Annotated in this window: 20 protein-coding genes and 1 pseudogene; 8 read left to right on the top strand and 13 right to left on the bottom strand. The window is 74.9% G+C overall.

Annotated elements, in window-relative coordinates; translation table 11 throughout:
- Positions 1-164 precede the first annotated feature (164 nt).
- From ACRYM0_RS06580 to ACRYM0_RS06570, 3 genes and pseudogenes are all read left to right on the top strand, one after another.
- Positions 165-935, top strand: coding sequence for an SDR family NAD(P)-dependent oxidoreductase (locus tag ACRYM0_RS06580; protein WP_432503272.1), 771 nt, complete (start codon positions 165-167; stop codon positions 933-935).
- 44 nt (positions 936-979) lie between these two features.
- Positions 980-1,780: pseudogene (locus ACRYM0_RS06575) on the top strand (SDR family NAD(P)-dependent oxidoreductase).
- A gap of 32 nt (positions 1,781-1,812) precedes the next feature.
- A complete protein-coding gene (locus ACRYM0_RS06570) occupies positions 1,813-3,165 on the top strand; it encodes an MFS transporter (protein WP_432503270.1) in 1,353 nt (450 codons plus the stop codon).
- Positions 3,166-3,180: 15 nt separating this feature from the next.
- Here the strand turns inward: ACRYM0_RS06570 and ACRYM0_RS06565 are convergent, their stop codons facing one another.
- Positions 3,181-3,762 (bottom strand): MBL fold metallo-hydrolase, encoded by a 582-nt coding sequence (locus tag ACRYM0_RS06565; protein WP_432503291.1) that lies wholly within the window; start codon positions 3,760-3,762, stop codon positions 3,181-3,183.
- 132 nt (positions 3,763-3,894) lie between these two features.
- On the opposite strand from ACRYM0_RS06565, the gene ACRYM0_RS06560 reads away from it, so the two are divergent.
- Complete coding sequence (locus tag ACRYM0_RS06560) at positions 3,895-5,736, top strand: glycoside hydrolase family 15 protein (protein WP_432503268.1); 1,842 nt, start codon at positions 3,895-3,897, stop codon at positions 5,734-5,736.
- Between the two features lie 19 nt (positions 5,737-5,755).
- Here the strand turns inward: ACRYM0_RS06560 and ACRYM0_RS06555 are convergent, their stop codons facing one another.
- From ACRYM0_RS06555 to ACRYM0_RS06535, 5 genes are read right to left on the bottom strand one after another with little or no spacing between them, the layout of a single operon-like run.
- Positions 5,756-6,076: a carboxymuconolactone decarboxylase family protein gene (locus ACRYM0_RS06555; RefSeq protein WP_432503267.1), complete on the bottom strand. Its 321-nt coding sequence runs from the start codon at positions 6,074-6,076 to the stop codon at positions 5,756-5,758.
- Positions 6,077-6,115: 39 nt separating this feature from the next.
- Positions 6,116-6,862, bottom strand: coding sequence for a respiratory nitrate reductase subunit gamma (gene narI, locus ACRYM0_RS06550; protein WP_432503266.1), 747 nt, complete (start codon positions 6,860-6,862; stop codon positions 6,116-6,118).
- Positions 6,859-7,572 carry a nitrate reductase molybdenum cofactor assembly chaperone gene (narJ, locus tag ACRYM0_RS06545; protein WP_432503288.1) on the bottom strand — a complete coding sequence of 238 codons (714 nt, stop codon included), beginning with the start codon at positions 7,570-7,572 and terminating at the stop codon, positions 6,859-6,861. The genes narI and narJ overlap by 4 nt, the downstream gene beginning before the upstream one ends.
- A gap of 29 nt (positions 7,573-7,601) precedes the next feature.
- A complete protein-coding gene (gene narH / locus ACRYM0_RS06540) occupies positions 7,602-9,263 on the bottom strand; it encodes a nitrate reductase subunit beta (RefSeq protein ID WP_432503265.1) in 1,662 nt (553 codons plus the stop codon).
- Positions 9,263-12,898 (bottom strand): nitrate reductase subunit alpha, encoded by a 3,636-nt coding sequence (locus ACRYM0_RS06535; RefSeq protein ID WP_432503286.1) that lies wholly within the window; start codon positions 12,896-12,898, stop codon positions 9,263-9,265. Before ACRYM0_RS06535 ends, narH begins: the two co-directional genes overlap by 1 nt.
- 357 nt (positions 12,899-13,255) lie before the next feature.
- Here ACRYM0_RS06535 and ACRYM0_RS06530 point away from each other — a divergent pair, with 357 nt between their 5' ends.
- Positions 13,256-14,515, top strand: coding sequence for an MFS transporter (locus ACRYM0_RS06530; RefSeq protein ID WP_432503263.1), 1,260 nt, complete (start codon positions 13,256-13,258; stop codon positions 14,513-14,515).
- Between the two features lie 61 nt (positions 14,516-14,576).
- Here ACRYM0_RS06530 and ACRYM0_RS06525 read toward each other — a convergent pair whose 3' ends face one another.
- Positions 14,577-15,215, bottom strand: a complete 639-nt coding sequence (locus ACRYM0_RS06525; RefSeq protein WP_432503261.1) for a response regulator — start codon at positions 15,213-15,215, stop codon at positions 14,577-14,579.
- A gap of 92 nt (positions 15,216-15,307) precedes the next feature.
- Between ACRYM0_RS06525 and ACRYM0_RS06520 the strand changes: the two genes are divergently transcribed.
- Positions 15,308-15,760, top strand: coding sequence for a pyridoxamine 5'-phosphate oxidase family protein (locus ACRYM0_RS06520; RefSeq protein WP_432503260.1), 453 nt, complete (start codon positions 15,308-15,310; stop codon positions 15,758-15,760).
- Between the two features lie 10 nt (positions 15,761-15,770).
- On the opposite strand, the gene ACRYM0_RS06515 is transcribed toward ACRYM0_RS06520, so the two are convergent.
- Positions 15,771-15,995 (bottom strand): hypothetical protein, encoded by a 225-nt coding sequence (locus ACRYM0_RS06515; protein ID WP_432503258.1) that lies wholly within the window; start codon positions 15,993-15,995, stop codon positions 15,771-15,773.
- 98 nt (positions 15,996-16,093) lie between these two features.
- Here ACRYM0_RS06515 and ACRYM0_RS06510 point away from each other — a divergent pair, with 98 nt between their 5' ends.
- Together ACRYM0_RS06510 and ACRYM0_RS06505 are read left to right on the top strand one after the other, a co-directional pair.
- On the top strand, positions 16,094-17,797 hold the full coding sequence (locus ACRYM0_RS06510) for a sensor histidine kinase (protein WP_432503256.1): 1,704 nt from the start codon (positions 16,094-16,096) through the stop codon (positions 17,795-17,797).
- Between the two features lie 513 nt (positions 17,798-18,310).
- A complete protein-coding gene (locus ACRYM0_RS06505) occupies positions 18,311-19,462 on the top strand; it encodes a globin domain-containing protein (protein ID WP_432503254.1) in 1,152 nt (383 codons plus the stop codon).
- 3 nt (positions 19,463-19,465) lie between these two features.
- Here the strand turns inward: ACRYM0_RS06505 and ACRYM0_RS06500 are convergent, their stop codons facing one another.
- The 5 genes from ACRYM0_RS06500 to ACRYM0_RS06480 all read right to left on the bottom strand — a co-directional run bounded on the left by ACRYM0_RS06500 (position 19,466) and on the right by ACRYM0_RS06480 (position 22,539).
- Positions 19,466-19,750 (bottom strand): hypothetical protein, encoded by a 285-nt coding sequence (locus ACRYM0_RS06500; RefSeq protein ID WP_432503253.1) that lies wholly within the window; start codon positions 19,748-19,750, stop codon positions 19,466-19,468.
- 120 nt (positions 19,751-19,870) lie between these two features.
- A complete protein-coding gene (locus tag ACRYM0_RS06495; RefSeq protein WP_432503251.1) occupies positions 19,871-20,554 on the bottom strand; it encodes a GNAT family N-acetyltransferase in 684 nt (227 codons plus the stop codon).
- A 70-nt stretch (positions 20,555-20,624) separates the two neighbouring features.
- On the bottom strand, positions 20,625-20,861 hold the full coding sequence (locus ACRYM0_RS06490) for a hypothetical protein (protein ID WP_432503249.1): 237 nt from the start codon (positions 20,859-20,861) through the stop codon (positions 20,625-20,627).
- Positions 20,862-20,924: 63 nt separating this feature from the next.
- Entirely contained in the window at positions 20,925-22,187 is a 1,263-nt protein-coding gene (locus ACRYM0_RS06485) for an MFS transporter (RefSeq protein WP_432503247.1), read from the bottom strand.
- A gap of 73 nt (positions 22,188-22,260) precedes the next feature.
- On the bottom strand, positions 22,261-22,539 hold the full coding sequence (locus ACRYM0_RS06480; RefSeq protein ID WP_432503245.1) for a helix-turn-helix domain-containing protein: 279 nt from the start codon (positions 22,537-22,539) through the stop codon (positions 22,261-22,263).
- Positions 22,540-22,583: the final 44 nt, after the last annotated feature.

Raw genomic sequence — 22,583 nt, 5'->3', positions numbered from 1 at the left:
CCCCCCCCCCCCCCCCCCCCCCCCCCCCCCCCCCCCCCCCCCCCCCCGCCCCCCCCCCCCCCCCCCCCCCCCCCCCCCCCCCCCCCCCCCCCCCCCCCCCCCCCCCCCCCCCCCCCGGGGGTGGGGGAGGCAGAGGGCGGTGGGGGGTGTGGTGGGGTGGGGGTGTGAGCGCCTCCCCGCAGCGGCTCGTGCCGCCGAGCCCCACCGTGCTGCTGCTGGGCGGGCGCAGCGAGATCGGCCTGGAGGTCGCCGAGCGGCTGGTGCGCGCCGGCGCCCGCACGGTCGTCCTCGCCGCCCGCCGTGCCGGGCAGCTCGAGGCGGAGGCCGCGCGGCTGCGCTCCGCCGGAGCCGGGCACGTCGAGACCGTCGAGTTCGACGCCGACGACGTCGCCGCGCACGGCCCCCTGCTCGCGGACGTCGTCGCCCGGCACGGTGCGCTGGACGCCGTGGTGGCGTTCGGGGTCCTCGGCGACCAGGCGCGCGCCGAGCGCGACGTCGCGCACGCCCTGGCCGTGGTGCACACCGACTTCACCGCGCAGGTCAGCGTCCTGTCGCACCTGGCGGTGTTGCTGCGGCCGCTGCGCGCCGGGCGGATCGTGGCGTTCTCCTCCATCGCGGGGGTGCGTGCTCGCCGCCCCAACTACGTGTACGGCTCCGCCAAGGCCGGCCTGGACGCCTTCGCCTCGGGGCTGGCCGACGCCCTGACCGGCAGCGGCGTCTCGCTGCTGCTGGTGCGCCCCGGCTTCGTCATCGGCCGCATGAGCGCCGGGATGCGCCCCGCACCGTTGTCGAGCACCCCGCCGCAGGTGGCCGAGGCGACCGTGGCGGCGCTCGCCGCCGGCCGCGGGGAGGTGTGGGTGCCCGGGTCGCTGCGCGCCCTGGCCGCCGCGATGCGCGCCACTCCGCGCGCGGTGTGGCGGCGCGCCCCGCGCTGAGGCTCGCCGGGCGGGGCGCACCGGCCCTGCCCACGGTGGCGGGCATGGACCTGGAGCTCACCGGGCACACCGCCCTGATCACCGGCGGCGACTCCGGCATCGGCTGGCACACCGCACGGCTGCTGCTCGCCGAGGGCGCGCGCGTCGCCCTCACCGACGTCGACGCCGGCCGGCTGCGGGAGGCCGCCGAGCGGCTGGGAGCGGGGGAGGACCGCCTCGTCGCCGTGGCGGCCGACCTGACCCGCCCCGAGGACGTGCAGCGCCTGCAGCGGGCGGTCTCGCAGCGCCTCGGCGACCCGGACGTCCTCGTGCACTGCGCCGGGGTCACCGGCGCGCAAGGGCTGTTCCACGAGATCGACGAGGAGGGGTGGCGCTCCACGCTGGAGACCGACTTCTTCGCCGCCGTGCGCGTGGTGCGCGCGTTCCTGGACCCCGTGCGGGCGAAGGGGTGAGGGCGCGTGGTGCTGCTGGCGTCGGAGGACGCGGTGCAGCCCTACACCGACGAACTGCCCTGCTGCGCCGCCAAGGCCGCCGTGCTGAGCCTGGCCAAGGGGTTGTCGAAGACGTACGCGAGCGAGGGCGTCCTCGTCAACGCCGTCTCCCCGGCGTTCATCGCCACCCCCATGACCGACGCGATGATGCAGGAGCGCGCGCAGCAGGACGGCACGAGCGTCGAGCAGGCGATCAGCACGTTCCTCGACGAGGACCGGCCCTTCATGGAGCTGAAGCGCCGCGGCGAACCGGACGAGGTGGCCTCCGTCATCGCGTTCCTGGTCTCCGAGCGGGCCAGCTTCGTCAACGGCAGCAACTACCGGGTGGATGCCGGCTCGGTCGCGACGATCTGAGGGTTCCGCCGCGGGGCACTAGCGTGGGGCGCATGTCCGACGCACCACGGGGGGCCGCCGGCGGCGCGACCCTGACCGCCGCAGAGCGCCTCGACGACCTGCCGTTCACCCGCCGCCACCGGCGCCTGCTCGTCGGTTCCGGGATCGGCTGGGCGCTGGACGCCTTCGACGTCGGGCTGGTGGCGTACGTGCTGGTGGCGCTGCGCGTGCAGTGGGACCTGAGCGACGCGCAGAGCTCCTGGGTCGCGTCGATCGGGTTCGCGGGCATGGCCGTCGGCGCCAGCCTGGGCGGGCTGCTCGCCGACCGCATCGGGCGCCGGCAGGTGTTCGCGCTGACGCTGCTGGTCTACGGCATCGCCAGCGGCGCCGCCGCGCTGTCGTGGTCGCTGGGAGCGCTGCTGGTGTTCCGGTTCCTCGTGGGGCTCGGCCTGGGGGCAGAACTCCCGGTGGCCTCCACCCTCGTCAGCGAGTTCGCCCCGCGCCGGATCCGCGGGCGCGCCGTGGTGCTGCTGGAGGCGTTCTGGGCGGTCGGCTGGACCGCCGCCGCCCTCGTCGGCTTCCTGCTGGTGCCGGCCTCCGACGACGGGTGGCGCTGGGCGCTGGTGCTGGGTGCGGTGCCCGCCCTCTACGCGATCGTGGTGCGCCGCGGGCTGCCGGAGTCGGTGCGGTTCCTGATGTCGAAGGGCCGGAACGCCGAGGCCGAGCAGGTGGTCCGGCAGTTCGAGGAGTCCGCGGGCGTGCGGTACTCCGCGGGGCCGCTCGCACAGGAGGCGCCTGCCGGTGCCGTCGCGGCGAGCGCACCGGGGGTGTGGGGCCAGGGCCTGCGCCGGCGCACCACCGGCCTGTGGCTGGTGTGGTTCTTCGTGAACTTCAGCTACTACGGGGCCTTCACCTGGATCCCGAGCCTGCTGGTGGAGGACGGCTTCACCCTGGTGCGCTCGCTGGAGTTCACGCTCATCATCACCCTGGGGCAGTTGCCCGGCTACGCGGTGTCCGCCTGGCTGGTCGAGGCGTGGGGGCGCCGGCGCACCCTGTCGGTGTTCCTCGTGGGCTCGGCGGTCGCGGCGCTGCTGTACTCCGCCGCCGACAGCGAGCCGGCGATCCTCACCGCGGGGATCCTGCTCTCGTTTTTCAACCTGGGTGCCTGGGGCGCCCTGTACGCGCTGACGCCGGAGGTGTACCCGACGCTGGTCCGCGGCCGTGGTGCGGGCTCGGCGGCCGGTTTCGGGCGCATCGCCTCGATCCTCGCCCCGCTCAGCGTGCCGCTGCTGCTGGGCGCGGGTGGCACCGCGGTGGTGTTCGTGGTGTTCGGCGCGGCCTTCGCGGTCGCTGCGGGGGCGAGCTGGCTGCTGCCGGAGACCCGGGGCCGCGCGCTGGAGGACTGACCGCGGCGGCCGGGGTCACCAGCCGCGCTCCCGCCACTGCCGCAGGTGCGGGCGCTCCGCGCCGATCGTCGTGGGCGCCCCGTGCCCGGGGTGCACCACGGTGCTGTCGTCCAGGACGGCGAACAGCCGCTCGGTGACGTCGCCCAGCAGCGAGGTGAACGCGGCGGCGTCACCGCGGGTGTTCCCGACACCGCCGGGGAACAGCGAGTCGCCCGTGAACACGTGGTCCGGGCCCCGGTCGCCGCCGCGCAGCACCAGCGCGACCGACCCGGGGGTGTGCCCGCGCAGGTGGACCACCTCCAGCCGCACGTCCCCGGCGCTCAGGACGTCGCCGTGGCGCAGGCGCCTGCCCACCGGCACGGGCAGGTGGTCGGCGTCGTCCTCCCCGGCGGCCGTCGCGGCACCCGTGGCGCCCACGACCTCGGCGAGGGCGCCGACGTGGTCGTGGTGGCGGTGCGTGGTCACGACCAGCCCGAGGCGCCCGTCGGGGGACCCGGCGCGCACCAGCTCCAGCAGGACGCCCGGTTCCGCGGCGGCGTCCACCAGCACCTGCTCGCGGGTGCGCCGGCACGTCACCAGGTACGCCACGTTGTCCATCGAGCCGACGTGCACCGCGCGCACCTCGGCGCTCGCCGTGGTCCCCAGGTCCTGAGCTCCCGTCGTCACGGGGCGAACCTAGCCCGGCTCGCCGACGCGCCCGCGGGACGCCGCGCCGATCACGCCGCGCAGGTGCACAGTGGGGCGACGAACACCCCCTTCGAGGCGCAGGAGGTCGTCCTGGAACCCACGTACCTGCCCATCGCCGAGCACGGCGTCGTCGGGGACCTGCGCACGGTCGCCCTCGTCGGCACGAACGGCACCATCGACTGGTACTGCCCGGGCCGCTTCGACGCGCCGTCGCTGTTCGGGTCGATCCTGGACGCCCGTCGCGGCGGGTCGTTCTCGGTGCGGTGCCGCAACGCCGGCCAGACCAAGCAGCTGTACCTGCCGGACACCAACGTGCTGCTCACCCGCTCGCTGGCGCCGGAGGCCGTCGGCGAGGTCGTGGACTTCATGGTCCCGGAGACGAGCGACGTGCGGCCGCAGGGCGGGTGCCTGGTGCGGCAGGCCACGGTGGTGCGCGGCAGCGCCGTCTTCGACGTGGAGTGCCGCCCCGCCTTCGACTACGGGCGCGCCGAGCACACCACGACGGTCGTCGACGGCGTCGGCGCGGTGTTCGAGTCGCACCTGGGCCGGGCGGTGCTGCGCAGCACCGTGCCGCTGCGGGCCACCGGGGACGGCGGGGTGGCGGCCAGCGCGAAGCTCGAGCGCGGCGACCGGCTGGAACTGGTGCTGGAGTGGCAGGGCGAGGTGCGGCCCCCGCGCCCGGGGGAGACGGACGCGCAGTTCACCGCGACCGCCGACTACTGGCAGCGGTGGCTGGCGCGATCGACGTACCGGGGCCGCTGGCGCGAGATGGTGCACCGCTCGGCGCTGGCGCTGAAGCTGCTCGTCTACCACCCCACGGGGGCGCTGGTCGCCGCGCCGACGACGTCGCTGCCCGAGGAGTTGGGCGGCAGCCGCAACTGGGACTACCGCTACGCCTGGCTGCGCGACGCCGCGTTCACCGTGCACGCCCTCATGCAGCTGGGCTTCCTGGAGGAGGCCGGGGCGTTCATGGAGTGGATCCAGCAGCGCTGCGAGGCCGCCGACGACGAGCGCGACGTGATGATCATGTACGCGGTGGACGGCAGCCCGGAGATCCCCGAGACGCACCTGGACCACCTGGAGGGCTACCGCGGTTCCGGGCCCGTGCGCATCGGCAACGACGCCGTCGGCCAGCGGCAGCTGGACGTCTACGGCGAGCTCATGGACTCCGTCTACCTCTACAACCGCGAGGTTCCGATCTCCTACGACCTGTGGACGGGGCTGTCGCGGCGGCTGGACTGGCTCAGCCGGCACTGGCAGGAACCCGACGAGGGCATCTGGGAGATCCGCGGGCCCCGGCAGCGGTTCACGTACTCGGGCCTGCAGACGTGGGTGGCCTTCGACCGGGCGCTGCGGCTGGCGCGCGACCGCGGCCTGCCCGCACCGGAGCAGAAGTGGCGCAAGCTCGCCGCCAAGGCGTACCGCTTCGTGCAGGAGGAGTGCTGGGACCCGCGCGCCGGCGCGTTCACCATGGCTCCGGGGTCGCAGCTGCTGGACGCGTCGGTGCTGTGCATGCCGATGGTGAAGTTCGCCGGTCCCACCGACCCGCGGTTCCTCAGCACGCTGGACGTGGTGGGGGAGCGGCTCGTCTCCGACAGCCTGGTGCACCGGTACGCCCGCACGGGCCACGACGGCCTCCCGGGCGAGGAGGGGACGTTCAACCTGTGCTCGTTCTGGTACGTGGACGCGCTCACGGCTGCGGGCCGCCTGGCCGAGGCCCGGCTGGTCTTCGACAAGATGATGACCTACGCCAACCACCTGGGGCTGTACGCCGAGGAGATCGGTCCCTCGGGGGAAGCGCTGGGCAACTTCCCGCAGGCGTTCACGCACCTGGCGCTCATCAGCGCCGCCACCAACCTCGACCGGGCCCTGGACCGGGGGTGAGCGGGGCCCACCCACCCGCTCACTCCTCGGCGGCCAGGACCTCCTCGATCCAGCGCAGCCCCGCGATCGCGGTGGGGAACCCGCAGGTGGTGATCGCGGACAGGGCCACCGCGCGCAGCTCGTCGGGCGAGGAGCCCTCCGCCAGCGCCTTGCGGACGTTCGAGCGCACCGCGCCGTCGGCCTCGGCGCCCAGGGCCAGGGCGAACTTCAGCAGCCGGTCGGTGCGGGCGTCGAACCCGGTGTGCGCCCGCACCGCCTCGGCCAGCGCCCCCTGCGCGGCGGCCACGTCCGGGTACCGCTCGGTGAACTCGCGGTAGATCGAGGGCAGGTAGTCGCTCACGGCGTCCTCCGGTGCGCTGGGGTTCTCTCGCCGGTCACCCTACCGAGGGGGCAGGGCCCGGTCGCGGACCACGTCCGGGCGCGGCTGCGGCACGGGTGCCGCACCCGGCCGGCGGCGGTAGACGACGTACGGGCGCCACAGGTACGCCATCGGCGCGGACCACACGTGCACCAGCCGGGTGAAGGGCCACAGCGCCAGGAACAGGAAGCCGCCCAGGGCGTGCGCCTGGTACACCAGCGGCGCCCCGGCCATCAGGGAGGTGTCGGGGGACAGCAGGAACACCCCGCGGAACCACACCGCGATCGTCTCCCGGTAGTCGTAGCCCGGGCCAATGAGGTTCTCGCCGACGGTCGCGCTCATGCCGAGGACCACCATCGCGGCCAGCGCCAGGTACAGCACCCGGTCCATCGCCGTGGTGGTGCGCCGCACCCGGCCGCCGACGACGAAGCGGCGGGCGATCAGCAGCAGCAGCCCCACCACCATCGCGACCCCGGTGACGGTGCCGCCCCAGACGGCCACGAGGTGGTAGGCGTGCTCGGGCACGTGCAGCGCCTCGGTGACGGAGGCGGGGATCAGCAGGCCCATCGCGTGCCCGGCGATGACGCCGAACGCACCGAGGTGGAACAACGGCGAGCCCAGCCGCAGGATGCGGCTTTCCAGCAGCTGGCTGGTGTGCGTGGTCCAGCCGAACTGGTCGTGCCGCCAGCGCCACGCGTGGCCCACGGCGAACACCGCCAGGCACGCGTAGGGGACGACGATCCACAGGGCGACGTCGAGGGCGTTCACGGCCGGGCCTCCGGGGTGCTGCAGGGGGAGTGGGGCGACGGGCGGTGGGCGGGGGCCTCCCCGTAGGGGGCGAGACCGATCGCGGCCAGCTCGTCGGTGGGCGCGAGCGCGCCCGGGGTCGTCATGCCGACGGACTCCACCGGGGGGCCGTCCGCGGCGAGTGCGGCCACGGCCTCCCGGTCGGCGTCGGTCAGCGGCGGCAGCGCCAGGTGGACCGCGTCCAGCAGGTGGCGGTACGGGGTGCCGGAAGCCGTGAGCGCTTCCCGCAGCAGTTCCACCCCGCGCCGGTGCTGGCGCAGCGGCGCCTCCCCGTCGCCGGGACCGGCGACGGCCGCGAACTCCAGCACCACCGGCAGCAGGTCCGGCAGCTCCCCGCCGTCCAGGCGCAGGCCGTGGGCGCGGTAGCGCTGCTTCAGCGTCAGCAGCGCGATGCCGCGCTTGCGGGTGTCGCCGTGCAGGTAGTACGTCAGGTACAGGCCCGAGCGCCTGCGCAGGTCGAACGTCTGCACGTAGTGCTGCTGGACCTCGGTGCCGGGCGTGGTGGTGAACCAGGCCAGGAACTCGCGCACCGCCGCCCCGGCGTCCGGGTGCGCCAGGTGGGCGGCGGCCGCGGTCAGCTCGTCGCCCGCGGCGAGCAGGTCCGCGTCCGGGTAGGTCAGCAGCAGGGACACCAGCTCGAACAGGCGGGCGCGCTCGGCGGGCGCCACCAGCTCCCCGGCCGCGGGGCCCGTCACGGCGGTCACGAACCGCTCCCGGGGGTGCGCGGGGTCACCTTCAGGCCGCGGCGGCCGTCGGCGCGCCGGCGCAGCAGGCCGGTGCGGCCCGGCCGCACCTGCTCGCCCTCGTCGACGAGGTGGAACCGCTCGACGGTGGCCGAGGTGGCGGAGGCGGCCCCCACGGGGTCGCCGCCCATCCCGGGGCCGCCCGAGCAGTCCAGGCTGCACCCCGCCTCCTGCGCGGCGGTGGCCTGCGCCTCCAGGGCCGCCGCGTCGGCGGCGTGCGCCGGCGGGACGACGTAGCGGTCGTCGTACTTGGCCACCGCCAGCAGCCGGTACATGGCCTCCACCTGCGTGGCGCTCATCCCGATCCCCTCCAGCAGTTCCCGCGCGACCGTGCCGTCGAGGGTGCGGGCACGCATGTACGCGCGCATCGCCGCCAGCTTCATCAGCACGCCCGCGACCACCTCCGTGTCGCCGGCGCTGAACAGCTCGGCGAGGTACTCCACCGGGATCCGCAGGTCGCGGATCGTGTGGAACACGTCGTCGGCGTCGGTGTCGTCGCGCCCGGCCTGCCCGACCGCGTCCAGCACCGGCGAGAGCGGCGGCACGTACCAGACCATCGGCATCGTGCGGTACTCCGGGTGCAGCGGCAGCGCGATGCGGTACTCGCTGATGAGCCGGTGCACGGGGGAGTTCGCCGCCGCGGTGATCCACTCCTCCGGCATGCCGGCATCGCGCGCCGCCTGCTGCACCAGCGGGTCGTGCGGGTCGCAGAACGCGTCGCGCTGGGCGTCCAGCAGGTCGCGCTCGTCCGGGACGGACGCGGCGGCCAGCACCTTGTCCTCGTCGTAGAGCACGATGCCCAGGTAGCGGAGCCGCCCCACGCAGGTCTCAGAGCAGATCGTCGGCAGGCCGGCCTCGATGCGCGGGAAGCAGAACGTGCACTTCTCCGCCTTGCCGGTGGCGTGGTTGACGTACACCTTCTTGTACGGGCACGCCGAGACGCACATGCGCCAGCCGCGGCACTTGTCCTGGTCCACCAGGACGATGCCGTCCTCCTCGCGCTTGTACATCGCCCCGGACGGGCACGCGGACACGCACGCGGGGTTCAGGCAGTGCTCGCAGATGCGCGGCAGGTGGAACATGAACGTCTTCTCGAACTCGAACTTCACCTTCGCCGCGGCCTCCGGCGGCATCCGGACGATGTTCGGGTCGCCGCCGGCGCGCTCGTGCGCACCACCCAGGCCGTCCTCCCAGTTCGCGCCCCACTCGATCGCCATCGGCTCGCCCGTCAGCGCCGAGCGCGGCTGCTTCACCGGGGTGTCGGTCAGGCCCGCGGGAGCCGTCACCAGGACGTCCTTGTCGAACGTGGCGGGCTCGTAGTAGTCGTCCAGGGAGGGCAGGTCCGGGTTGGCGAAGATGCCCGTCAGGCGCTTGACGCGCCCACCGGAGCGCAGCTTCAGCCGGCCCTTGCCGTCGAGCACCCAGCCGCCCTTCCAGCGCTCCTGGTCCTCGTAGTGCTTCGGGTAGCCGATGCCGGGCTTCGTCTCGACGTTGTTGAACCAGACGTACTCGGTGCCCTCGCGGTTCGTCCACGTCTGCTTGCACGTCACCGAGCACGTGTGGCACCCGATGCACTTGTCCAGGTTCATCACCATGGCGACCTGCGCGCGGATCCGCATCAGTACTGCACCTCCTGAGAGCGGCGGCGGATCACGGTGATCTCGTCGCGCTGGCTGCCGATCGGGCCGTAGTAGTTGAAGGCGTAGGTCAGCTGGGCGTGACCCCCCGCCAGGTGGGTGGGCTTGACCAGCAGCCGAACCATCGAGTTGTGGTAGCCGCCGCGGCGGCCGCTGCCCTCCGCCTTCGGCACGTTCACGGTGCGCTCGGGGGAGTGGTACTGGAACACCGTCCCTTCGGGCATGCGGTGGCTCACCACTGCCCTCGCGACGACGACGCCGTTGCGGTTGTGCGCCTCGATCCAGTCGTTGTCGGCCACGCCGATCTTCGCGGCGTCCTCGACGCTCATCCAGACCACCGGCCCACCGCGCGAGAGGGCGAGCATCAGCTCGTTGTCGTGGTACATCGAGTGGATCGACCACTTCGCGTGCGGGGTGAGGAAGCGCACCGTCACGCCGCCGTCGGCGAGCTCTCCGGGCGGGCCGAAGTGCCGGGCCATGTTCAGCGGCGGGCGGAACGCCGGCAGCTGCTCACCGAGCTCGGCGACCCAGTCGTGCTCCACGAAGAAGTGCTGCCTGCCGGTCAGGGTGTGCCACGGCTTGGAGCGTTCGACGTTGATGGTGAACGGGGAGTACCGGCGTCCGTCCTTCTCCGACCCCGACCACTCCGGGCTGGTCAGCACCGGCTGCGGAGCGCGCTGCGTGTCGGCGAAGGTGACGACGTGGTCCTCGTGGCCGGCGACCAGGTCGGTCAGGCGGTGCCCGGTCTGCTCCTCCAGGCGGCGGAAGCCCTCGGCCGCCACCCGCCCGTTCGTGGTGCCCGACAGGGTGAGGATCGCCTCGCACATGCGGTCGGCGGTCGCCAGCGACGGGCGCCCGGCGAACGGGCCGTCCGCGACGACGCCGTTGCGCTCGCGCAGCCGTTCCACCTCCGGGGTGACGTCGACGGTGAGGCCCTTCGTCGTCGTGCCCAGGGTGTCCAGCAGCGGCCCGACGGCGCGCATCTTCGCCCCGATGAGCGTGTAGTCGCGCTCGACCTCCACCAGCTTCGGCATCGTCAGGCCGGGCACGGGCGGGCACTCGCCGCGCTTGTAGTCGCGGACCCGGCCGCCGGGGGTGGCCAGCTCGTCGGCCGTGTCGTGCTGGAGGGGAGCGGCCAGCACGTCCCGCCGGGTGCCCAGGTGCGTGCGGGCCAGCTCGGAGACCTTGTCGGCGATGTCCAGGAACGCGTCGTAGTCGGTGTGGGCGTCGGCGGGCGGGGCCACGGCGGGGGAGAAGGAGTGCACGAACGGGTGCATGTCCGTGGTGGAGATGTCGTGCTTCTCGTACCAGGTGGCTGCCGGCAGGACCACGTCGGAGTGCAGGCCGGTGTTCGTCATGCGGAAGTCGATCGTGGTCAGCAGGTCCAGCTTGCCGACGGGCGCCTCGTCCCGCCACGTCACGTCGCGGGGCCGCTCGCCGGGGCCGCACTCCTGCGCGCTGGCCAGCGACGGGACACCCAGCAGGTGGCGCATGAAGTACTCGTTGCCCTTGCCGGAGGAACCCAGCAGGTTCGCCCGCCACAGCGTCAGGCAGCGCGGGAAGTTCGCCGGGTCGTCCGGGTCCTCGGCGGCGCTGCGCAGCCGGCCGGCGACCAGCTCGTCCACGACGTGCTGCTGCACCGACTTGCCGGCCGCGCGGGCCTCGTCGGTCAGGTCCAGCGGGTTGCGGTCGAACGCCGGGTGCCCCGGGCTCCACCCCATCCGCTGCGCCGCGGCGACGGTGTCGGCGAACGTCATGCCCGCGAGGCGGCCGGTGCCCAGCGGGGAGGCCAGCTCGTCGGCCGCGACCCGCTCGTAGCGCCACTGGTCGGTGTGCAGGTACCAGAACGGGGTGCTCGCCTGGTGCCGCATGGGGCGGTGCCAGTCGAACGCGAACGACATGTGCTGCTGGCCGGTCAGGGGCCGGGCCTTCTCCTGGCCGACGTAGTGCGCCCATCCGCCGCCGTTGACGCCCTGGCAGCCCGTGAGGGTGACCAGCGCGATGAACGCCCGGTACGTCATGTCCGAGTGGAACCACTGGTTGGCGCCCGCGCCCAGGGCGATGAGGGACCGGCCCCGGCTGCGCTCGGCGTTGCGGGCGAACTCGCGCCCGATCCGCGCGGCCAGCGCGGCCGGCACCGAGGTGATGGCCTCCTGCCACGCCGGCGTCCCCGGCTGGGTGGCGTCGTCGTAGCCGGTGGGCCAGGTGCCGGGCAGGCCCTCGCGGTGCACCCCGTACTGCGCCATCACCAGGTCGAACACGGTGGTGACCAGGTGGTCGCCGACGCGCCGGACGGGGACCCCGCGGCGCACCGTGGTGCCGCCCTCGGTGGGGCCCTCGTCGAAGCGGGCCAGGTCCACCTCCACCGCCGCCTCGGCCTGCCCGAGCAGGCCGAGGGCCGGCTGCACCTCGTCCAGGTCGAGGTTCCAGCGCCCCGCGCCGGAGGCGTGCCAGCGGAAGCCCAGGGAGCCGTTGGGCACGACGGGCGCACCGGTGCGCTCGTCGACCAGGACGGTCTTGTGCTGCGCGCCGGCGGTGGTGTCACCCAGGTCGGCGGCGGTCAGGAACCGGTCGGCGGCGTAGGCGCCGTCGCGCTCGCGCAGGGTCACCAGGAACGGCAGGTCGGTGAACCGGCGCACGTAGTCGGTGAAGTAGGGGACCTGGCGGTCGACGAAGAACTCCTTCAGGACGACGTGGCCCATGGCGAACGCCAGTGCCCCGTCGGTGCCCGGGTGCGGGGCCAGCCAGTCGTCGGCGAACTTCACGTTGTCGGCGTAGTCGGGGCTGACGGCCACGACCTTCGTGCCGCGGTAGCGGGCCTCGGCCATGAAGTGGGCGTCCGGGGTGCGGGTGACGGGGATGTTGGAGCCCCACATCACGAGGTAGGTGGAGTTCCACCAGTCCCCGGCCTCGGGGACGTCGGTCTGGTCGCCCCAGATCTGCGGGGAGGCCACCGGCAGGTCCGCGTACCAGTCGTAGAAGCTCAGCAGCGTGCCGCCCAGCAGCGCGTGGTACCGGGTGCCGGCGGCGAAGGAGGCCATCGACATCGCCGGGATGGGCGAGAACCCGACGACGCGGTCGGGACCGTACGCCTTGGTGGTGTGCACGTGCGCGGCGGCCACCATGGTGGTGACCTCGTCCCAGGTGGCGCGCACGAAACCGCCGCGGCCGCGCGCGCTCTTGTACGCCAGCGCCTTCAGCGGCGTCTCGACGATGTCCGCCCACGCCAGCACCGGGTCGCCCAGGCGGGCCAGGTTCTCGCGGAACATCTCGGCCAGGACACCGCGGACGTAGGGGTGGCGCACCCGGGAGGGGGAGTACTCGTACCAGGAGAACGACGCGCCCCGCGGGCAGCCGCGCGGCTCGTAGTCGGGCGACTCCTCACCGGTGGTGGGGTAGTCGGTGGCCTGGTGCTCCCAGGTGATGAGGTCGTCCTTGACGAACACGTTCCACGAGCACGAGCCGGTGCAGTTCACGCCGTGGGTGGAGCGCACGACCTTGTCGTAGCTCCAGCGGTCCCGGTAGAAGGAGTCCCACGACGAGGAGCTGATCTGGTGCAGCGTGCGGCCGGAGTCGCCGACCGTCTCGTGCTTGAGGAAGCGGCGAGCCGCCAGCAGCGGGCCGGTGCCCGGCACGGTGTCGACGACGCCGGCGGGGAGGTGCTCGGGACTGTCCGAGGTGCGCACGGTGCTGCTCCTGGGGTGGGGGACTGCGGGACGAGCGGGGGTCGCCGTGGCGGCCCGGCCGTTCCCCTCCACCATCGGGTGCCGGGAGCGCGGTGATCGTCGCGGAACGTCCTCGTGCGGCGGGACCAACGTCCCGGTCGGCGCCGGCGCGGGACCATGGTCCCGCCGGCCGGGACCCTCCGCCCGTCCCGGTGGGACCACGGGCGGCCGTAGCTTCAGGTGAACGCCGGGGCCGACCCGGCGAGCCCGCGCACCACCGGTGCGCCCCGCCCGACCCGAGGACCTCCCGTGAACCGAGAGACGACCCCCACCACCGAACCCGCCGGACGAGCGCGCCGGCCCGGCGCCGTGCTCGCGCTGGCGACCGTCGGCTTCTCCCTGAACTTCTGGGCGTGGGCCCTGCTGAGCCCGCTGGCCCCCCGGTTCAAGGAGGCGCTGGACCTCACCGCGTTCCAGCAGGCGCTGATCGTCGCCGTGCCCGTCGTGGTCGGCTCGCTGGGCCGCATCCCCGTGGGCGCCCTCACCGACCGCTACGGCGCCCGTGTCATGTTCCCGGCCGTCTCGTTCGCCACGATCGTCCCCGTCCTCTACCTCGGCCTGTGGGGTAGCACGTCCCTGACCGGCCTGCTGGTGGGCGGCTTCTTCCTCGGCATCGGCGGCACCGCCTTCGCCGTCGGCGTGCCCCTGGTCAACTCCTGGTTCCCGCCGAACCGGCGCGGCTTCGCCATCGGCGTCTTCGGCGCCGGCATGGGCGGCACCGCGATCAGCGCCCTGACCACCGTGAAGCTGGTGGACGCCGGCAGCATCACCACCCCGTTCCTCATCACCGCGATCGCGCTGGCCGCCTACGGCGTCCTCGCCGCGGTCGTGATGCGCGACGCCCCCGGGCGCCAGGTGCCCACCGAGAGCTTCGCCCGGCGCATGCGCGCCACCGTCGCGCTGCCCATCACCTGGCAGGCCGCCGCGCTGTACGCGGTGGGCTTCGGCGCCTACGTCGCCTTCAGCGTTTACCTGCCCGCCTACCTGAAGACCGGGTACGACCTGGGCCAGACCGACGCCGCGAACCGGATGGCCGGCTTCGTGGTCCTGGCGGTCGTGATGCGCCCGGTCGGCGGCTGGCTCTCGGACCGCCTGCACCCCACCAAGGTCATGCTCGGCGCGTTCGCCGTCGTCGCCGTCGCCGCGACCGTGCAGTCCGCCACCCCGAGCCTCGCCCCGGTCGGCACCCTCGCGTTCCTGTCGATGGCCGCCGCCCTCGGCGCCGCGAGCGGCGCGACCTTCGCCCTGGTCGCCCTGCTGGCACCGGCGAACAAGGTCGGCTCGGTCACCGGTGTCGTCGGCGCCGCCGGCGGCCTGGGCGGGTTCGTCCCGCCGCTGCTCATGGGCTCCCTGTACGGGGTCTACGGCAACTACACGCTGGCGCTGCTCCTGCTGGCCGCCGTGGCCGTGGGTGCGCTGGTGCTGGACGCGACGATCGGCCGCCGCGCCGGCGGGTCCGGGGGCGCGGGCCGCTCCGAGGAGCGCGGCCGCGGCACCGCGCTGGCCTGAGCGGGCGCCGTCCCGGGGCCGGTGCGCGAGGGGCGGTCCACCCGAGGGGGTGGGCCGCCCTTCAGCGTTGCGCGTCCAGCTTGCTGGCGAACACCGCGGCCTGCGTGCGCCGCTCCATGCCCAGCTTCGCCAGCAGGCTCGTCACGTGGTTCTTGATGGTCTTCTCCGCCAGGAACATCCGCTCGCCGATCTGCCGGTTCGTCAGGCCCTCGGCGATGTGCTCCAGCACGGTCCGCTCGGTGGGGGTCAGCGAGGCGATGCGCGGGTCGGTGCGCTCACCGGCGCGCATCCGGTCCAGCACGCGCGCCGTCACCGCCGGGTCCAGCAGCGACTGGCCGGCGGCCACCGCCCGCACGGCCTGCAGCAGGTCCGCCGAGCGCACCTGCTTGAGCAGGTACCCCGCCGCCCCCGCCATGATCGCGGCGAAGAGGGCCTCGTCGTCGTCGAAGGACGTCAGCACCAGCGCCTTGATCTCCGGGGAGTCGGAGCGCACCTGCCGGCACACGTCGATCCCGGAGCCGTCCGGCAGGCGGGCGTCGAGGACCGCCACGTCCGGGCGGGCGGCGGGGATGCGCCGCAGCGCCTCCGCGGCCGTGGACGCCTCGCCCACGACCTCCAGGTCGCCCTCGGACTCCAGCAGCTCCCGCAGGCCGCGGCGGACGATCTCGTGGTCGTCGAGCAGGAAGACGCGCACCGTCACCCCGCCACCGTAGCCCGCGCCCCGCGCGCGGTCTCCTCCCCGAGGGACCTTCGGCCCTGTCCCGGCGGGCGCGGGAGGCCGATCCTCGAGGCATGACGCTCTCCGCGACCGCGCCCGCCGCAGCGGGCGTCCTGCTGCCGCTGGCCCCCGAGGAGTGCCTGGCGCTGCTGGCCACCCGCCCCTTCGGGCGCGTGGTCTTCACCCACCGGGCCCTGCCCGCGGTGCTGCCGGTGAACTTCCTGCTCCACGACGGCGCCGTGCTGCTGCGGGTGCAGCCCGGCTCGGCGCTGGCCACCGCGGCCGGGGGTTCGGTCGTCGCCTTCCAGGTCGACGACATCGACGCGGCCACCCGCACCGGGTGGAGCGTGACGGCCGTGGGCCGCGCCGACGTGGTCGGCGACGAGGTGCGGCAGCGGGCGCTGGCGGGCCTGACCCCCTGGGCGGGCGGCGAGCGCGACCACGTCGTGCGCATCGGCCTGGAGCAGCTGACCGGCCGCCGACTGGCGCAGCAGGTGCCCGTGCTGCCCGAGGCCGTCGGCGCCTGAGCGCCCGCGCTCAGCCGCGGGGCAGCTCCCGCACGTAGGTCTCGGCCTCGTCCAGGGTCAGCACGGGCCCTGCCGCGCCGAACGCGATGCGCGCGTCCTTCGCACCGGGCTTGCCGCTGGTGAGCAGGTAGCCCGGGTGCCGCTTCGTGGGCGCCTCCAGCGTCCACCCCTTCGCCCCGGCCTCGCGCCGCAGCCGCTCGTACCGTTCCTGCTCGGTGCCCGTGTCCGCGCCCATGCCCGGCACTGTCACCGCTGCGGTCCGTTGCGCGCAACGCGGGACGGCGCCCGCGCCCGAGGACGACCCGCCGCCGGTCCATGACCTAGCCTCGGGGCGTGGTCAGCCGCGACACCCCCGGCCCGCACGGCGACACCCCCCTGGGCCGGCTGCGCCTGGACGTCCTGCTGCGCGAGCTGGTCGAGCGCGCCGAGGAGGTGATCGCCACCGAGGGCCGCCTGCACCGCCTCCTGGAGGGGGTGGTGTCCATCGCCAGCGACCTGAGCCTGCCGGACACCTTGCGGCGCATCACCGAGGTCGCCACCGAGCTGTCCGGTGCCCGCTACGGCGCCCTCGGCGTCGTCGGGCCCGACCGGGGGCTGTCGCAGTTCGTCACCGTCGGCGTCGACGAGGAGACGCGGCTGCGCATCGGGCCCCCGCCGCGCGGCCACGGCGTCCTCGGCGTCCTCATCGACGACCCGCGCCCCATCCGGCTGCACGACATCGCCGAGCACGCCAAGTCCTACGGCGTGCCGCCGAACCACCCGCCCATGTCGAGCTTCCTCGGGGTGCCCGTCCGCGTCGGCGAGGAGGTCTTCGGCAACCTCTACCTCACCGAGAAGAGCGGCGGTGGCGACTTCACGCAGGAGGACGAGGACGTCGTCGTAGCGCTGGCCGCGGCCGCCGGCATCGCCATCAAGAACGCCGACCTCTTCGAGCAGACCCGCACCCGCGAGCGCTGGCTGGAAGCGTCCACCGAGGTCACCGCCGCCCTGCTCAGCGGGTCCGGCGGTGCGCGCGCCCTGGACCGGGTGGTGGCGCAGGCCTGCGTCGCCGCCGACGCCGACGCCGGGGTCCTGCTGCTCGCGGACGCCGGCCCGGGGTTGCGGGTGGCGGCGGTCGCCGGCCCCGCGGCGCACGGCCTGGTGGGCCGGCGCGTGCAGGACGGGCCCGCGCTGGAGGTCCTGGCGGCCGGGGCGCCGCGCCCGCTGCCGTCGGCCGGTGAGCACCTGCCCGGGCTGGACGCGGCGGCCGGGCCCACCGCGCTGGCCCCGCTGTCGGTGCCGGACCGCGCCGCCCTGGGCGTGCTCGCGCTCGCCCGCCGCAGCGGTGCGCTGGAGTTCACCGGGGCGGAGGTGGGCATGGTGAGCTCCTTCGCCGGGCACGCGGCGCTCGCGGTGGAGTTCGAGCGCGCGCAGGCCGACCGCCAGCGCCTGGCCGTGTACGAGGACCGCGACCGCATCGCCCGCGACCTGCACGACCTCGTCATCCAGCGCCTGTTCGCCGTGGGGCTGGGGTTGCAGTCGCTGGGGCCGCGGCTGCGCGGCACGGGCGCCGAGGACCGCATGGCCGCCTTCGTGGACGACCTCGACGAGACGATCCGCGAGGTGCGGCGCACGATCTTCTCGCTGCAGGAACCCGACGAGGGCCCCACCGGCCTGCGGGGCGAGCTGCTGCGGGTCGCCTCGGGAGCCACCGGGCCGCTCGGCTTCGAGCCGCACCTGGCGCTGGAGGGCCCGCTGGACTCCGCGGTGCCCGACGACGTGCGGGCGGACCTGCTGGCGGTGCTGGGGGAGGCGCTGGCGAACGTCGCCCGCCACGCCCGCGCCTCCCGCGTGGACGTGCACGTCTCCGTGGACGCCGCCGGGCGCGAGCTGCTGCTGCGCGTCGCCGACGACGGCGTCGGCCCGGACCCGGAGGCGTCCCCCGGCCACGGGACCCGGAACATGGCCGCCCGCGCCGAGCGGCTGGGCGGGCAGTGCGCGCTGCGCCCGCGCGAGCGCGGCGGCGCGGAGCTGCGCTGGCGGGTCCCGCTGGCCTGAGCCGGCGTTCCCGGCGCGCGCGGTCGGGGCGGCGGGGAACAGGCCGTCCTGCCCTCCTGGATGTGCTCGCGCAGCGTGAACGATCGAGTCGGACCACCCGCTCGAGCCGGCCGCACGAGCGGCGCCTGTTGCGCCGGGGAGAGTCCGATGTTCCACTTCGGCACCGGGGACACCTTGCCGCGCACGGTCATCGGCCAGGTGTCGGACCACCGAAACACCGTCTCGCCGTGGTTCCGCAGCACCTGCTGCTTCCACCCCGAGCCGCAGCCCACCCCCTTGTGCGGTGCCATCGGGCTCGAACCCGGCGACGCCGAGTTCCGCACGGCCGGTTCCGTGGTGCCGGCCCTGGTGGTGCGCCCGGTGACCGCCGGGCGGGCCGGCGCCGGACCTGCGTCCCCGGGTCCGGGACCAAGGTCCCCCGGGGGTGGGACGTGCGCGTTCGTACGCTGGGGAAACCGCCGCGCCCACGTGGTGCGGCGGTGCGTCTCGCACCCGCACGTCCCTGGAGGTCCCGTGCCCACCACCGCCCCGCACCGCACCCCGCTGCTGTCGGAGAGCTCGCAGGAGGTGGTCCGCGCCACGGCTGCCGTCGTCGCCGCGAACGCCGAGGCCATCACCGCCCGCTTCTACCCGAGCATGCTGGCCGCCCACCCGGAGCTGCGACGGGTCTTCAACATGGGCAACCAGGCGACCGGGGAGCAGAGCAGGGCGCTGGCCGCGTCCGTGGTCGCCTACGCCGTGCAGCTCATCAACCCCGACGCACCGCCGTTCGACCACGTCCTGCGGCGCATCGCCCACAAGCACATCTCCCTGGGCATCCGCCCCGACCAGTACACGATCGTCGGCCGGCACCTGCTGGCCGCCGTCGGCGAGGTCCTCGGCGACGCCGTCACGCCGGAGGTGACAGCCGCCTGGGACGAGGTGTACTGGCTGTTCGCCACCCAGCTCATTGCCGAGGAGGCGCGCCTGTACCACCTGGCCGGTGTGGACCCGGCCGTGCCGGTGCGCCCGTACCGGGTGGTGCGCCGCGTGCAGGAGACGGCGGAGGTCGTCTCCCTCGTGCTGGAACCCGCGGACGGCCAGCCCCTCCCGGCGGTCCTGCCCGGCCAGTACGTGTCGGTGTTCGCCGACCTGCCCGACGGCAGCCGCCAGCCGCGGCAGTACACCGTCTCCTCCTCCCGCAGCGGCACCCGCCTGCAGATCACCGTGCGCCGCGTGCGCGGTCGCGACGGCGCCCCCGACGGGCAGGTCTCCTCGTTCCTCCACGACCACGTCGCCCGCACCCAGCCGCACCGGCAGGTGGTCGTCGCGCACGCCGACCGCACCGCCGCCGACCACGCCCTTCGCGATGCGGTGCTGCGCACCGGCGCCGAGCTGGACGAGTTCACGGCCTTGGCCTGGTACGAGCAGCCCGAACCCGGGGACACCACCTCCCGGGAGGGGTTCATGGACCTGTCCGAGGTCCCGCTGCCGGAGGGCGTGCAGGTGTTCACCTGCGGGCCGCTGCCGTTCATGCGGCAGGTGCGCGCCACGCTGCTGGCGCGCGGGGTGCCCGCCTCCGCCATCCGCTACGAGGTCTTCGGCCCCGACCTCTGGGGCGCCGCGCCCGAGCCGGCGCAGCCGGTGCCGCGCCAGGAGGTCCACCAGGAGCGCGTGGCCGTCTGAGGCTCAGGCGGCGGGCCGCTGCGGGCCGGGTTCGGCCTCGTCGAACCCGGCCGGCGCGGTGCGCACCGGCGCCGGCGACCGCAGGTCCACCACGGTGGGGGCGGCCGGGGCGGTGGTGCGGCGCTGCGCGCGCCGGTGCGCCAGGGCCGCGGCGAACGCCAGGGCCACGACGGCGTAGAACACGGCGCGGGCGGCTTCGCCGTCGGCGGCGAACCCCGCCACCAGGGCGGCGGAACCCACAGCGCCCACGACGTGCACGAGGTCCATGAACGACGTCCAGACGGCCACCCGACGATGGTGACGCCTGCCGCGCCGATCCGCGCGTCGGTGCGTGGCGGACGACCGCTCCGGCCCACGGTGAAACACGGGAGGTGACGTGACACCACTCCCTGTGAGGGGGTGGTGCGCTCAGCGCAGCCGCAGACCCATCGTCAGCCCCGTCGCACCCGCTTCGGGTTCCACGAGCTCGGAGAACCCCAGCCGCCGGTAGAACGCCACCGCCCCGGGGTTGCGGGTGGACACGCCCAGGTGCACGCCCGCCACCCCGCGCGCCCCGAACTGCACCAGCAGGTGCTCCACGAGCCGGCGGCCCAGCCCGCGGCCCTGCGCGTGCGGCAGCAGGTCGATGTGCAGGTGCGCCGGGTGCGCGGCGCGTCCGTGCAGGTACGGCCTCGGTCCCGGCGGACGGTCCAGCGAGCGCAGCAGCGCGGTGTCCAGCTCGGTGGGCCGCACTCCGGTGGCCACGAGCTCGCGGTGGCGCCGGCGCACCCCGGCCCACCAGCGCTCCCGGGCCCACTGCTCGAACCCCAGGGTGTCGGCGCACCCGATGACGTACCCGGCCACCCCCGCACCGTCGTCGACGACGGTGACCAGCGCGGGGTCGTGCGCGGCGTAGGGCCCGGCGTACACGTCGCCCAGCAGCAGCGGGTCCGCGTAGCGGCCGGTGGCGTCCTCGCCGTGGAACCCGGTGCGCAGGCACACGTCGTACAAGCCGCTCAGGTCCGCCGGGGACGCGGGGTCGAACGGGCGCAGGCGGGGCTCGGTGGAGGACGGTCCCCCCGGGGGCGCCCCCGGCGCTGGTTCGTGCGGCACGGCGCCCATCCTGCCCCACCGGGCCGCGCCACCCCGGGGCGGTGATCGGGTTCCCCGTCCGGGGCCCACGTCAGGAACCCTCCTCCAGCTCCTCGGTCCAGCGGCCGGTGGTGGGGTCGACGAAGCAGTCGACGCCCTCGTGCTCCACCTCCACCTCCACGGCGAGCCCGCGGACCTGCTGGGAGGCGGCGGCCAGCTGCTCGTCGCTGGGTGCCGGCAACTCGGCGCAGGGGCTGGTGCCGCTGCAGGCGGTGAGGGTCAGGGTCGCGAGGGCGGTGGCGGCCAGGGCGGCGGGTGACTGCTTCACGGCGCCGGATCCTGCCACCCCGCGGTGCGGCGGCGTGCGGGTTTTCCGCGGCCGTCGAACGGGTCAGGCGGGCGGTGCGCCGGCAGGTTCACCGGCGGGGGTTTCCTCGTCGGCGTGGGCCACGTGCCGCAGCTGACCCCAGATCAGCAGGAGGAACACCGCCGACCCGGCGAAAGCGAACCAGAACGGCGCCACCACGCCGAGGTGCTGCGCCAGGACGCCGCCGATCCCGGAACCGGCGACCAGGCCGCCGAACGTCCCCACGGCGTTGACCGCGCCGACGCGGCCCTGCAGCCCGGCGGGCACGGCGCGCTGCCGCACGGTGATCGAGGTGGTGCCCCAGACGAACGCGTGCGCACCGAAGACGAAGAACACCGGCAGCGCCACCAGGGGCGAGGTGGTGGTGGCCAGCGCGGCGTGGGTCAGCGTCTCCACGACCAGGCCGATCCGCATGAGGTTCCCCAGGCTGACGCGCCGGGTGATCGCCCCGTACGCCAGGGTGCCGAGCAGGCCGCCGACGGCGCCGGTGGTGGTGACCAGCCCGTAGCCGACCTCGCCGAGGCCCAGCCGCTCGGTGGCGTACAGCACCAGCACCGACCAGGCGGCGCCGAAGGTGATGTTGAAGACGAAGATGGTCAGCACCAGCGTGCGCACGGCGGCGTGGCCCGCGACCCAGCGCAACCCCTCGGCGACGTCGTGCCGCACCCGCGTCCGCGCGCGCACCCGCTCGCGGGCGGGCAACCGCAACCGGCTGACGAGCACCGCCCCCATCCCCACCAGCGCCGCCTGGGTGGCGAACGGCAGGAACGTCCCGGCGGTGAACAGCGCCGCGCCCAGGGGCGGGCCGGCGAGCTGGTTGACGGTGATGAAACCCGTCTGCAGGCGGGCGTTCGCGGGGGCGAGGTCGTCGCGGTCGACCAGCACCGGCAGCAGCGTGCTGGTCGTGTTGTCCGCGAACACCTCGGCGGTGGCGACGAGGAACAGGGCCGCCAGCACGACCGCGATCGGCGCCTCGCCGGTCAGCACCGCCAGGGCCAGCAGCACCAGCACCCCGGCTCGCGCGGCGTCGACGGCGACGACGAGCAGGCGGCGGTCCAGGCGGTCGGAGAGCACCCCGGCCCACAGGCCGAACAGCAGCGGCGGCAGCCACTGCACCGTCGCGGCCAGCGCGACGAGGAACGCGTCGTCGGTCGTGGAGGCGACCAGCAGGGGCCCGGCGGCCAGCGCGATGCCGTCACCGAGGTTGCTGGACCAGCTCGAGGCCAGCAGCCAGCGGAAACCCGTGCCCAGGCGCGCGGGGACCAGGGTCTCGACGAGGCGGGGCACCGCGACACCCTGCCACGGGGCCGGGGGTGCCCCCCACCGGGTTTCCCCGTCCGTCTCCCCGTCCGCGCGGCCGTCAGGCGCTCAGGCTCCCGAGCCCGGCGCGGGGGACCGGCTCGAGGCACGCGGCGACCAGGTCCTCCAGGGGGACCTCGAGCGCGGTGGCGAGCGCGGCGACGGTGAAGAACGCCGGGGTGGGCACCCGGCCCGCCTCGATCTTGCGCAGCGTCTCGGCGGGCACGCCGGAGCGCGCGGAGACCTGCACGACGGTCAGCTCGCCGCGCGCGCGGCGCAGCAGCTCGCCGAGCCGGCGACCGCGCTCGCGCGCCTCCTCGGTCAGCGGGGGACGCACCATGCCGTGATAGTAATACCGGGATAGGAATACCGAGGACTCCAGGA

Origin of the sequence: Kineococcus arenarius subsp. arenarius (genome assembly GCF_050871845.1) — a bacterium.
GTDB lineage: Bacteria > Actinomycetota > Actinomycetes > Actinomycetales > Kineococcaceae > Kineococcus.
Note: the sequence above shows the minus strand (reverse complement) of the source record. Positions and strands in the feature narration are given on the sequence as shown.